Origin of the sequence: Pseudomonas subflava (assembly GCF_023823685.1) — a bacterium.
Taxonomy (GTDB): domain Bacteria; phylum Pseudomonadota; class Gammaproteobacteria; order Pseudomonadales; family Pseudomonadaceae; genus Aquipseudomonas; species Aquipseudomonas subflava.
Genome location: NZ_JAMXBF010000003.1, coordinates 159,607 through 172,413 on the forward strand (window position 1 = coordinate 159,607; position 12,807 = coordinate 172,413).

A 12,807-nucleotide genomic window follows, 5' to 3' on the forward strand; every position below is an offset into this window, starting at 1 on the left:
CCATGACCGACATGGACGTCCTCGATCACCAAGCCCTGCAGACCATCTATCGCCACGCCGCCGAGACCTATCCCGAGGAATGCTGCGGCTTCGTCTTCGCCGACGCCCGCGTGCACTGCGGCGAGAACATCCAGAACCGGCTCAACCGGCTCGATCCCGAGGTGTACCGGCGCAGCGCCGCCAACGGCTACACCTTCGCCGTGGCCGACACCCTGCTGCTCAACCACAGCCTGCGCGGCGACAACCCGGTGCGGGTCATCTACCACTCGCACCCCGACGTCGGCGCCTATTTCAGCCGCGAAGACGAGGACAAGGCGCTGTTCATGGGCCAGCCCATCCATCCCGTCGCCTACCTGGTGGTGGATGTGCGCGCCGGCGAGGCGCGCGGCGCCAAGCTGTTCGAGTGGAGCGGAGAAGAATTCGTCTGCAGCCGGGAATTCCCCGGCTCCCCTTAACGGCCTGCAAAAGGAGTTTGGCTATGAGTGTGGTGATCTTTCCGGAAGTGCTGGCCCGCGTCGCCAGGCTTCCCGCGGCGCGGGTCGAGGGCCAGGGCCGTACCGTGCGCGAGCTGGTGGAGGACGTCTGCGGCCGCCATGCCGGCCTGCGCGAGCACCTGTTCTACGGCAACGACCAGTTCAAGGAGCATTTCCTGCTCACCGCCGGTGGCGAACTGCTGGAGGCCGACAGCCCGCTGCCGGGCGAGGCCGAGCTGGACATCATGCTCGCCACCTCCGGCGGCCTGGACTGCGACGAGCTGAGCAACGACGAGGTGCGCCGCTACGTGCGCCACATCACCCTGCCGGATGTCGGCCGCAGCGGCCAGCTGCGTTTGAAGAACGCCCGTGTGCTGATCATCGGCACCGGCGGCCTGGGTTCGCCGGTCAGCCTCTACCTGGCCGCCGCCGGCATCGGCACCCTCGGCCTGGTGGATTTCGACCGGGTCGAGAGCAGCAACCTGCAACGCCAGGTAGTGCATGGCACCAGCACCCTCGGCCAGGCCAAGGTGGAATCGGCGCGTCGCCGCCTGCATGACCTCAACCCCGATATCCGCATCGACGCCCACGACTGCGCTCTGACCCCGGACAACGCGCTGCAGCTGGTCGGCGACTACGACCTGGTGATCGACGGCACCGACAACTTCGCCACGCGCTACCTGCTCAACGACGCTTGCGTGCTGCTCAAGCGCCCGCTGGTGTACGGCGCCCTGCACCGCTTCGACGGCCAGGTCAGCCTGTTCAACCACCAGGACGGCCCCTGCTACCGCTGCCTGTATCCACAGAGCCCACCCGCCGAGCTGGCGCCCAACTGCAACGCCGGCGGCGTGATCGGCGTGCTGCCCGGGGTGGTCGGCCTGCTCCAGGCCACCGAGGCGATCAAGCTGATCCTCGGCATCGGCGAGCCCTTGGTCGGCCGCCTGATGCGCTTCGACGCCCTGGCGATGAGGTTCGCCGAGGTGCGCTTCAAGCGCCGCGCCGACTGCATCACCTGCTCGTCCGCGCGCACGGACCGCACGCTGCGCGCCGAGCCCCCGGTCGCCTGCGCGGCCACCGCCACTGGCGACGCCGCACTGGATGACGCGCGGTTCGTCAGCCCGCAGCAATTGCAGCTGAGCCTGGCCAGCGGCGCGGACCTGCAACTGCTGGACGTGCGCGAACCCAACGAGCTGGAAGTCTGCCGCCTGCCCACCGCGCTCAACATCCCACTGGGCGAGCTGGGCGAACGCCTGCACGAGCTGGACCGTGTCCGCCCGCTCTGCCTGATCTGCTACGGCGGCCCTCGCGCCGAACGCGCCGCGCGCCAGCTGCTGGAGGCCGGCCATATCGAGGTAACGGTACTGCGCGGCGGCCTCAAGGCCTGGGCCCGCGATGTCGACCCCGACATGCCGCTGTACTGAGGACCGGCCGATGATCCACGAATCCCTGCTGCAGGCCATCGGCGAGACGCCGGTGGTGCGCCTGGCGGCCTTCAGCGCCGAGACCGGGCTCGATGTGTACGCCAAGCTGGAATCGCTCAACCCCGGCGGCAGCCACAAGGCGCGCATCGCCCTGGCCATGGTCCGCGACGCCGAGGCCCGCGGCATCCTGGTGCCGGGCGGCGGCCAGACCATCATCGAGCCGAGCGGCGGCAACACCGGCATCGGCCTGGCCATCGCCGGCAACATCCTCGGCTACCGCGTGGTGCTGGTGATCCCCGACAACTACAGCCCGGAGAAGCAGAAGCTGCTGCGCCTGTACGGCGCCGAGGTGGTGCTGTCCGACAGCCGCCGCGGCAACAATTCCCACGGCGAGCTGGCCATGGAGTTGCAGCTGGAGAATCCCGGCTACGTGATGCTCAACCAGCAGCGCAATCCGGCCAACCCGGAGATCCACCGGCGCACCACGGCCAAGGAGATCCTCCGCGATTTCGCCGAGCTGCCGCCGGCGTGCCTGGTCGCCGGCATCGGCACCGGCGGCCACGTCACCGGCCTGGGCGAGACGCTGAAGGCGCACTGGCCGCAGCTGCGGGTGTTCGGCGTGGAGCCGGAGCAGTGCGACCTGCTCGCCGACCGCCACGCGCCGCACGAGATCCAGGGCCTGTCCATCGGCCTGGTGCCGGCCATCCTCAACCTCGGCGTGCTCGACGGCATGCTCAAGGTCACCAAGCAGGCGTGCCTGGACCGGGTGCGCCGCACCATGCGCAGCGACGGCATCAGCCTGGGCCTGTCGTCGGCCGCCAACCTGGTGGCCATCGCCCAGCTGGCCGGCGAGCTGCCACGCGGCGCGCGCGTACTGACGCTGGTCTACGACGGCGTCGACAGCTACCTGCCGCACTTCGACTGCTAGCCGTGGAGGACGACGGAATGCGTTATCTCGACCGCCTGAAACTCTACGACGGGCTGCTCGACCATCTGGTGCACGCTCTGCGCCCGGAGCACCTGGACCCGCTGATGCCGTACCTGGACCGCATCATGGACCGCGCCGTGGACCAGGTGGCGGAGGACCTGCAGGCCTACGCCGACCGCGACCCCGCCTCCTGCGGGCGCAGCGAACTGATCCTGGAGACCTATGCCTCGTTCAAGGCGGTGCTGTTCCACCGCCTGGCCCACCAGGTGTGGCTGCACGGCGGGCTGCCGCTGCGCGAGCTGATCGCCCATCGCCTGGCCAACGCCGGCAAGCTCCAGTCGGGCGTGGAGATCCACCCGGCGGCGCGCATCGGGCGGCGCTTCGTGCTGGACCACGGCTTCGGCACGGTGATCGGCGAGACCTGCGAGATCGGCGACGACTGCTACCTGCTCAGCGGCGTGACCTTGGGCGCCGCCGGCATCGCCGACAACCCCGGCGGCAAGCGCCACCCGACCCTCGGCAACGGTGTGGAGGTGGGCGCCGGCGCGCGCATTCTCGGCGCCATCCACATCGGCGACCACGCCTTCGTCAGTCCCGCCTGCGTCATCACCCGCGATGTACCGGCCAATGCCCGGGTCAGCATCGTCAACCAGTTGCAGATGCAGCGCGCCAGCGTCGCCGGCGGCCGCGGCTACCTCGGCGCCTTCGTCCTCGGCGAGCGCGTGCACCTGGTCGGCGAGCTGCCGGAGGCGGAAGACGTCACGGTGCTCGACGCCGACCACCGCCTGCTCGGCTGCCTGGCCCTGGAATGCACGGTGCGCGAACGCCATCACCGCCAGTACCGCCTGCGCAACTTCGGCGCGCTGGTTCCGGCGCCGCGCTACCCGCTGAACCTGCGCGTGATCGACGCCCAGCAGGACATGACGCTGCTCGACCCGCCCGGCCTCAACCAGCTGGTGCAGGCGGTTCTCAAACCCCACATCTTGAGCGTAGGAGGCTGACCATGACGGCACCCGCCCTGCACACCCGCCCGCTGTTCGACGAGCTGCCCTACCAGCACACCTTCACCGCCCGCGTGCTGGCGGTGAGCGATCAGGGCGTGGCGCTGGATCAGACCCTGTTCTATCCCACCGGGGGCGGCCAGCCCGGCGACCAGGGCCACTTCCTGCTGCCCGATGGCTCCGCCGTGGCGGTGACCGGCACCCAGCGCGACCCGCTGCTGCGCTCGATCATCTGGCACCAGCTGGAGGACGGCAGCCGCGCCGAGCTGCACGCGGGCATGGAGCTGCAGGGCTGCCTGGACTGGGAACGCCGCTACCGTCACATGCGCATGCACACCTGCCTGCACCTGCTGTGCGCCATCGTCGACGCGCCGGTGACCGGTTGCAGCATCGCCGTCGACAAGGGCCGCCTGGATTTCGACCTGCCCGAATCGACCCTCGACAAGGACCGCATCACCCAGAGCCTCAAGGAACTGGTCGACGGTGCGCTCGACGTCAACGTGCGCACACTGTCCGCCGACGAGTACCGCGGCCTGCCGGGCCTGTGCCGCACCCAGGTTCCGCCGCCGCAGCAGGGCGACGGCACGCTGCGGGTCATCGACATTCCCGGCGTGGACCTGCAGCCCTGCGGCGGCACCCACGTGCGCAACACCGCCGAAGTCGGCGCGGTGACCTGCGACAAGATCGAAAAGAAGAGCCGACATAACCGCCGTGTGACGCTGCGCTTCAGCTGATTCCGCACCGCCCTGCCGCGCCCGCCGCGGCTGCGCTCTCTTCCTCCTTTTCGTTGCGTCGGTCGGCTACCCGCCTCCCCGCCGCGACGAGTAACGCCGACCGCCCACAAGGCGGTCGGCCCCCACCACGGAGCCATCCTCCGTACCCAAGGAGAAGACCATGCACAACAAACTGATCCCACAATCGCTGCTGTTGGCCAGCCTCGGCCTGCCCGCCGCTGCCCTCGCGGCGCAGCTGGTCGATGTCGCCAGCCTGCCCGCCGCCCGCGCAGGCATCGCCGGCGGTGACATCCACCGCGACCTGGGCCTGGCCCAGGACGAACTCGACGAAAGCGCCAGCGCGCGAATGCCGAGCGGCAACCAGGTGGTGCGCTACCAGCAGTTCTACAAGGGCGTGCGCGTGTGGGGCGAAGCCATCACCGAGACGAGCGGACGCAGCCCCACACGCTCCGGGCGCATGCTGGTCGGCATCGAGCAGGACCTGGCCCGCGACGCCACCCCGACCCTGACCCCGGAGCAGGCGCTGCAGCGCGCCCGCGGCCTGATCCACAGCGCCCTGCCGCCGAGCAACCCGCAGAGCGAGCTGGTGGTGCGCCTGAATGAGCGGAGCCAGGCGCAGCTGGCCTATGTGGTGTCCTTCTTCATCGCCGGCGCCAGGCCGTCGCGCCCGCATTTCATGATCGAGGCCAACACCGGCGAGCTGCTCGCGCGCTGGGAAGGCCTGGCCCATGCCGAGGCGACCGGACCGGGCGGCAACAGCAAGACCGGGCAATACCAGTACGGCAGCGATTACGGCCCGCTGGTCGTCACCAGTAACTGCCAGATGAACAGCGGCGACGTGATCACCGTCAACCTCAACCACCGCTACGACAACCGCAGCGTCACGCCCTTCCGCTTCGCCTGCCCGTACAACGACTACAAGCCAATCAACGGCGCCTACTCGCCGCTCAACGACGCGCACTACTTCGGCAACGTGGTGTTCCGCATGTACGGCAGCTGGTTCGACGGCCTGCGCCCGCTCAACGAGCGCAAGCTGTACATGAAGGTGCACTACGGCAGCGGCTACGAGAACGCCTTCTGGGATGGCCAGGCGATGACCTTCGGCGACGGCCGCAGCCGCTTCCATCCACTGGTGTCGCTGGACGTCTCGGCCCACGAGGTCAGCCACGGCTTCACCGAGCTGAACTCGGGGCTGGTCTACGAGGGCCAGTCCGGCGGCATCAACGAGGCGTTCTCTGACATGGCCGGCGAAGCCGCCGAGTACTTCATGCGCGGCAGCAACGACTGGAAGGTCGGCGCCGACATCTTCAAGGGCAACGGCTCGCTGCGCTACATGGACCAGCCCAGCCGCGACGGCGCCTCCATCGATCACGCCAGCCAGTATTACGACGGCCTCGACGTGCACCACTCCAGCGGCGTGTACAACCGCGCCTTCCATCTGCTCAGCCGCAGCGCCGGCTGGAACACGCGCAAGGCCTTCGAGGTGTTCGTCGATGCCAACCGCTTCTACTGGACCGAGACCAGCGGCTTCGACCAGGGCGCCTGCGGCGTGATCCAGTCCGCGCTGAACCGCGGCTACGACAGCACCGACGCCACGGCCGCCTTCGCCGCGGTCGGCGTGCGCTGCCCGAGCGCGCTGTAAACGCGGCAGCATGAAAAAAGCCCCCGCCGGATCGCTCCGACGGGGGCTTTTCACTCATTGCGCGAGGATCAGACCTTGCTGCGCTCGTAGCGCTTGCGGTCGTTCTCGTTGAGCATCTTCTTGCGCAGGCGGATGGACTTCGGCGTCACTTCCACCAGTTCGTCCTCGTCGATGAACTCCAGAGCCTGTTCCAGGGTGAATTTCAGCGCCGGGGTCAACTGGATGGTTTCGTCCTTGCCGGAAGCACGCATGTTGTCGAGCTTCTTGGCCTTGGTGGGGTTGATCACCAGGTCGTTGTCGCGGCTGTGGATGCCGGCCAGCTGGCCTTCGTAGACTTCGTCGCCCGGGGACAGGAACAGCTTGCCGCGGTCCTGCAGGGTTTCCAGGGAGTAGGTCAGCGCGGTGCCGGTGGCCATGGAGACCAGCACGCCGTTCTGGCGGTGGGCGACGTCGCCGGCCTTCACCGGACCGTAGTGGTCGAAGGTGGAGGTCAGGATGCCGGTGCCGGAGGTCATGGTCAGGAAGGCGTTACGGAAACCGATCAGGCCGCGAGCCGGGATCACGTACTCCAGACGAATACGACCCTTGCCATCCGGAACCATGTTGGTCATGTCGCCCTTGCGCAGACCCATCTGCTCCATCACCGGACCCTGGTGCTGTTCTTCGATGTCGATGGTGACGTTCTCGTACGGCTCCTGCTTGACGCCGTCCTTCTCGATGATCACCACCTCCGGACGGCCCACGGCCAGCTCGAAGCCTTCGCGACGCATGGTTTCGATCAGTACCGACAGGTGCAGCTCACCACGACCGGAAACCTTGAACTTCTCGGCGGAATCACCGGCTTCGACGCGCAAGGCGACGTTGTGCAGCAGCTCCTTGTCCAGACGGTCCTTGATGTTGCGGCTGGTGACGAACTTGCCTTCCTTGCCGGCGAACGGCGAGTCGTTGACCTGGAAGGTCATGCTCACGGTCGGCTGGTCGACGGTCAGCGGCGGACGCGCCTCGATGTGCTGCGGGTCGCACAGGGTGTCGGAGATGAACAGCTCGTCCATGCCCGAAACGCAGACGATGTCGCCGGCTTCGGCTTCGGCCACTTCGACGCGCTGCAGGCCGGAGTGGCCCATGATCTTCAGCACGCGGCCATTGCGCTTGGTACCGTCGTCGCTGATGGCAACTACCGGAGTGTTGGTCTTGACGCGGCCACGGGCGATACGACCGATACCGATCACGCCGAGGAAGCTGTTGTAGTCCAGTTGGGAGATCTGCATCTGGAACGGGCCGTCGACATCGACGTCCGGAACCGGCACGTGGTCGATGATGGCCTGGAACAGGGCATCCATGTTGTCGTCCATCTTCTCGTGGTCCATGCCGGCGATGCCGTTCAGGGCCGAGGCGTAGACGATCGGGAAGTCGAGTTGCTCATCGGTGGCGCCGAGGTTGTCGAACAGGTCGAAGATCTGGTCGATGACCCAGTCAGGGCGTGCGCCCGGACGGTCGATCTTGTTCACTACCACGATCGGACGCAGGCCGGCCTTGAACGCCTTCTGGGTCACGAAGCGGGTCTGCGGCATGGGGCCGTCCTGGGCGTCGACCACCAGTAGCACGGAGTCGACCATCGACATCACGCGCTCTACCTCGCCGCCGAAGTCGGCGTGGCCGGGGGTGTCGACGATGTTGATGTTGTAGCCGTTCCACTTGATGGCGGTGTTCTTCGCCAGGATGGTAATGCCGCGCTCTTTTTCCTGGTCGTTGGAGTCCATCACGCGCTCGGATTCCGCTTCTTTGCGGTCGAGGGTGCCGGAGAGCTTCAGCAGTTTGTCTACCAGGGTGGTCTTGCCATGGTCGACGTGGGCGATGATGGCGATGTTGCGCAGTTTTTCGATCACGATGTCGTCTCGATTAAGGATTCTGAAACCAGTGGCCGCGCACTCTACGCGACCCGGATGAACGGGGAATTAAACGGCCTGATCGGGAGGGCGCCGACGGCGCACCTCGCTGAGCAGGCGGGTCGCCCTAGCGCGGACGGTAGACGCGCACATTGGCATGCCCCTCGCTGAGCAGGTGGTGGGCGTGCAGACGGCTCATCACGCCCTTGTCGCAATAGAGGAGGTACTGGCGGTTCTCGTCCAGTTCCTTGAAGCGGTTGTTCAGCGCGTAGAACGGCAGCGCCTGCACTTCGATGCCGGGCAGCGCCAGCGGTTCGTCCTCGGCGGTGTCCGGGTGACGGATGTCGATGACGATCTGCCCGGCCAGCGCCTCGGCGACTTCCTCGACCTGCACGTCCTGGCCCAGCTCGTCGATCACCCGGTCCACCGTCACCCGCCGCGCGCGCTCCAGGGCGCGCTCGAGGATGGCCATGTCGAAGTGGCTCTCTTCGTGCTCGATGCGGCCGGGCTTGGCCTTGGTGGTCGGGTTCACCGAGATCACGCCGCAGTACTCGGGCATGTTCTTGGCGAACTCGGCGGTGCCGATGGCCACCGCGGTGTCGATGATGTCCTGCTTGTGCGCCGCGATCAGCGGGCGCAGCACCAGGGTGTCGGTGACCGCGTCGATCACCGAGAGGTTCGGCAGGGTCTGGCTGGACACCTGGCTGATGGCTTCGCCGGTCACCAGGGCATCGATGTTCAGCTCGGCGGCGATGCGGCTGGATGCGCGCAGCATCATGCGCTTGAGCACCACGCCCATCTGGCTGTTGTCGACCTTGGAGAGGATCTCGCCGACCACCTCCTCGAACGGCACGCTGATGAACAGCACGCGGTGCGAGCTGCCGAATTTGCTCCACAGGTGGTGGGCCACTTCCATCACGCCCAGCTCATGGGCACGGCCACCGAGGTTGAAGAAGCAGAAGTGGGTGAGCAGGCCGCGACGCATCATCTGATAGGCCGCGACGGTGGAGTCGAAGCCGCCGCTCATCAGCACCAGAGTCTGCTCGATGGAGCCCAGCGGATAACCACCGAGGCCCTCGTGCTGGGCGTGGATGATCAGCAGGCGGTCGTAGCGCACCTCGAAACGCGCCTCTACCTCGGGGTTCTTCAGGTCGATGCCGGCGGCCCCGCATTCGCGGCGCAGGCGGCTGCCGACGTGGGTGGCCAGTTCCATCGAGGTGAAGTCATGGGTGTTGCCGGCGCGCTTGCAGCGCACGGCGAAGACCTTGCCAGCGAGCCCGGCGCCGAAGTGCTCGCGGCACTTCTCGAAGGTGTCGTCGAAGTCGACGTAGGGGTATTCGTGCACTTCCAGGAAGTGGGCGATGCCCGGCGTGCAGCGCAGGCGCTCGAACATCTCCAGCTGGACCTTGCGCTCGCCGACGCGGCTGATCAGGTCCAGGTTGTCCCATTCGCCCTGCACCTCCAGTTCGGGGTCCAGGTCACGCAGCACCGTGCGGATGTTCTTCGCCAGCTGGCGGATGAACTGCTTGCGCACCGGCCGGCTCTTGATGGTGATTTCCGCGAAGGGTTTGACGATGAGTTTCATGGGAAAACGAGCGCCGGAGTGCGTGCCGAAAAACAGGGGCGCGGATTATAGCGGAAACTGCTCAAGCTTTGACCAAAAAACAACGCGAGCACCAAAACAGGGCGGCCAGGCATTTCCTGGCACTCATTCGGTGCATAAAAACACCCGGAATCCACTTGCAGCCCCCGGCACCCCTGAGTTTCAGGCCCTCAGCCCATTCCGGGGCACTGGCATGCAAATTGCTCCCTTGTGAGGCAGCCAGGCCTGGCGGACCATCCGCCCGGTTTTGCACCGATTCCGGAGGCTGGCGAAGCCGGCCCCATCCACCTGGAGGACACCATGTCGAAGTCGCTTCAACTGATTAAAGAACACGACGTGAAGTGGGTTGACCTGCGCTTCACCGACACCAAGGGCAAACAGCACCATGTGACCATGCCGGCCCGTGACGCCCTGGACGACGAATTCTTCGAAGTCGGCAAAATGTTTGACGGCTCCTCCATCCATGGCTGGAAAGGCATCGAAGCCTCCGACATGATCCTGCTGCCGGTCGACGATACCGCCGTGCTAGACCCGTTCACCGAAGAGCCGACCCTGATTCTGGTCTGCGACATCATCGAGCCCAGCACCATGCAGGGCTACGACCGCGACCCGCGCTCCATCGCCAAGCGCGCCGAGGCCTACCTGAAGACCACCGGTATCGGTGACACCGTCTTCGTCGGCCCGGAGCCCGAGTTCTTCATCTTCGACGAAGTGAAGTTCAAGTCCGACATCTCCGGTTCCATGTTCAAGATCTACTCCGAACAGGGCTCCTGGATGACCGACGCCGATGTCGAGTCCGGCAACAAGGGCCACCGCCCGGCCGTCAAGGGCGGTTACTTCCCGGTTCCGCCGTGCGACCACGACCACGAAATCCGTACTGCCATGTGCAACGCCATGGAAGAAATGGGCCTGGTCGTAGAAGTTCACCACCACGAAGTGGCGACCGCCGGTCAGAACGAAATCGGCGTGAAGTTCAACACCCTGGTCAACAAGGCTGACGAAGTTCAGACCCTGAAGTACTGCGTGCACAACGTCGCCGACGCCTACGGCAAGACCGCTACCTTCATGCCGAAGCCGCTGTACGGCGACAACGGTTCGGGCATGCACGTGCACCTGTCCATCGCCAAAGATGGCAAGAACACCTTCGCAGGCGAAGGCTATGCCGGCCTGTCCGACACCGCCCTGTACTTCATCGGCGGCATCATCAAGCACGGCAAGGCCCTGAACGGCTTCACCAACCCGTCGACCAACTCCTACAAGCGTCTGGTCCCGGGCTTCGAAGCCCCGGTCATGCTGGCCTACTCGGCCCGCAACCGTTCCGCCTCGATCCGTATCCCGTACGTTTCCAGCCCGAAAGCCCGCCGCATCGAAGCGCGCTTCCCGGACCCGGCCGCCAACCCGTACCTGGCCTTCGCAGCTCTGCTGATGGCCGGTCTGGACGGTATCCAGAACAAGATCCACCCCGGCGATGCCGCCGACAAGAACCTGTATGACCTGCCGCCGGAAGAGGCCAAGGAAATCCCGCAGGTGTGCGGCAGCCTGAAAGAGGCGCTGGAAGAACTGGACAAGGGCCGCGCGTTCCTGACCAAGGGCGGCGTGTTCTCCGACGACTTCATCGATGCCTACATCGAGCTGAAGAGCGAAGAAGAAATCAAGGTGCGCACCTTCGTGCACCCGCTGGAATACGACCTGTACTACAGCGTCTGATCCAGTCCTGAGCTTTCCGGCTCATCTGAGAGGCCTCCTTCGGGAGGCCTCTTTTTTTCCGCCGCAATTTTGGTGCGCCACGCCACGCGGGCCGCAGCGCGGACTTGCCAGGTACGCCGCGCGGTGCAACCCTTGCCGCAGGACCCTTCAGGAGCTTACCGATGCGCCTGCTCACCGCCTGCCTGCTCTGCACCCTGGCCCTGCCGGCCGCCGCGCAGATCTACAAGTACACCGACTCCAACGGCAATACCGTCTTCACCAACCAGCCGCCGGAAGGCCAGAGCGCCGAATCGGTCGAGCTGCCGCCGACCAATACGGTGGAAGCGCAGGAGCCGGTGGTGACCGAGCAAGCCCCGCCGGCGAACAGCGACCTGCCGCCCTACGGCACCCTGCAGCTGACCAACCTGCCCGACGAGGCGGCGCTGCGCGCCAACAACGGCACCTTCACCGTCGGCGTGCAGATCGAACCGCGCCTGATGCCCGGCCACCGCTTCCGCCTCTTGCTGGACGGCCAGCCCTACGGCCAGGCCAGCAACGTCCCGCGCCTGCAGCTGACCAACGTCGACCGCGGCGAACACAGCCTGGCGGTGGAAGTGCTCAACGGCGAACGCCAGGTGCAGCAGAGCCCGACCGTGGTGTTCACCGTGCAGCGCATCAGCCTGAACAGCCCGGCGCGGCAGAATGCCGCGCCGCCCAAGCCCACGCCCCGACCGGCCCCCTGAGTGAAGAACGCCCCGATGCCACGCCTGTTGCCCTGCCTGCTCCTCGGCCTCGCCAGTTTCGCCGCCCAGGCCGGCGTCTACACCTACGTCGACGCCGAGGGTAATCGCGTCTTCACCGACCAGCCCCAGTCCGAGCAGGCCGAGCGGGTGGAGATGGCACCGTCCAACGCCATGCGCCCCACCAAAGTGCCTCCGCCAAGGGTCGCGGAGCCGCTGCCCAAGGAACTCAGCTATCAGGTGCTGCGCATCCTGGTGCCCGAGCCGGACGCCACCCTGCGCGAGATGAGCGGCGACCTGATCGTCAGCGCCACCAGCGAGCCCGCCCTGCACGCCGGCCACAGCTTCCGCCTGATCATGGACGGCCAGCCGGCGAGCGAGGCCGGGCGCAGCCCGGTGTTTCCGCTGAAAAACGTCGACCGCGGCACCCACCAGATCTCGGTGGAGATCGTCGATGCCCAGGGTCGCATCGTCGAACGCACGCCGAGCCAGCCCTTTCACATGAAGCGCATCTCCCTGGCCGAGAAGCGCCGCACCAACCCCTGCAAGAAGAAGGACTGGGGCGTCCGCCCGGAATGCCCTATCGAAGACAAGCCCGCCGAACCGCCGAAGGGCATCATCAGCATCCTTCCCTTCGTCGACTGACAATGCGCACCAAATCGGTGCGCATCGCTGCACCGATTTCTATACTCT

9 protein-coding genes and 1 pseudogene are annotated in these 12,807 nt (G+C 66.5%); 8 read left to right on the top strand and 2 right to left on the bottom strand.

The window, feature by feature from the left end:
- The first annotated feature begins 11 nt into the window (after window positions 1-11).
- The 5 genes and pseudogenes from moeB (at window position 12) to NF616_RS04220 (ending at window position 6,199) form a co-directional block, all read left to right on the top strand.
- Window positions 12-1,894 (top strand): annotated as a pseudogene (moeB, locus tag NF616_RS04200) (molybdopterin-synthase adenylyltransferase MoeB).
- Between the two features lie 10 nt (window positions 1,895-1,904).
- The gene (locus tag NF616_RS04205; RefSeq protein WP_252271805.1) at window positions 1,905-2,822 is read left to right on the top strand and encodes a PLP-dependent cysteine synthase family protein; all 918 of its coding nucleotides are present in this window, start codon (window positions 1,905-1,907) and stop codon (window positions 2,820-2,822) included.
- Between the two features lie 17 nt (window positions 2,823-2,839).
- Window positions 2,840-3,823 (top strand): serine O-acetyltransferase, encoded by a 984-nt coding sequence (locus NF616_RS04210; protein ID WP_252271806.1) that lies wholly within the window; start codon window positions 2,840-2,842, stop codon window positions 3,821-3,823.
- A gap of 2 nt (window positions 3,824-3,825) precedes the next feature.
- On the top strand, window positions 3,826-4,557 hold the full coding sequence (locus NF616_RS04215) for an alanyl-tRNA editing protein (RefSeq protein ID WP_252271807.1): 732 nt from the start codon (window positions 3,826-3,828) through the stop codon (window positions 4,555-4,557).
- Between the two features lie 160 nt (window positions 4,558-4,717).
- Window positions 4,718-6,199 carry a M4 family metallopeptidase gene (locus NF616_RS04220; protein ID WP_252271808.1) on the top strand — a complete coding sequence of 494 codons (1,482 nt, stop codon included), beginning with the start codon at window positions 4,718-4,720 and terminating at the stop codon, window positions 6,197-6,199.
- A 68-nt stretch (window positions 6,200-6,267) separates the two neighbouring features.
- Here the strand turns inward: NF616_RS04220 and typA are convergent, their stop codons facing one another.
- Together typA and thiI are read right to left on the bottom strand one after the other, a co-directional pair.
- Window positions 6,268-8,085, bottom strand: a complete 1,818-nt coding sequence (typA, locus tag NF616_RS04225; RefSeq protein WP_252271809.1) for a translational GTPase TypA — start codon at window positions 8,083-8,085, stop codon at window positions 6,268-6,270.
- A gap of 127 nt (window positions 8,086-8,212) precedes the next feature.
- On the bottom strand, window positions 8,213-9,670 hold the full coding sequence (gene thiI / locus NF616_RS04230) for a tRNA uracil 4-sulfurtransferase ThiI (protein WP_252271810.1): 1,458 nt from the start codon (window positions 9,668-9,670) through the stop codon (window positions 8,213-8,215).
- A 318-nt stretch (window positions 9,671-9,988) separates the two neighbouring features.
- Between thiI and glnA the strand changes: the two genes are divergently transcribed.
- The 3 genes from glnA to NF616_RS04245 all read left to right on the top strand — a co-directional run bounded on the left by glnA (window position 9,989) and on the right by NF616_RS04245 (window position 12,759).
- On the top strand, window positions 9,989-11,395 hold the full coding sequence (gene glnA, locus NF616_RS04235; protein ID WP_252271811.1) for a glutamate--ammonia ligase: 1,407 nt from the start codon (window positions 9,989-9,991) through the stop codon (window positions 11,393-11,395).
- Window positions 11,396-11,556: 161 nt separating this feature from the next.
- On the top strand, window positions 11,557-12,117 hold the full coding sequence (locus NF616_RS04240; protein ID WP_252271812.1) for a DUF4124 domain-containing protein: 561 nt from the start codon (window positions 11,557-11,559) through the stop codon (window positions 12,115-12,117).
- 15 nt (window positions 12,118-12,132) lie between these two features.
- Complete coding sequence (locus NF616_RS04245; protein ID WP_252271813.1) at window positions 12,133-12,759, top strand: DUF4124 domain-containing protein; 627 nt, start codon at window positions 12,133-12,135, stop codon at window positions 12,757-12,759.
- Window positions 12,760-12,807: the final 48 nt, after the last annotated feature.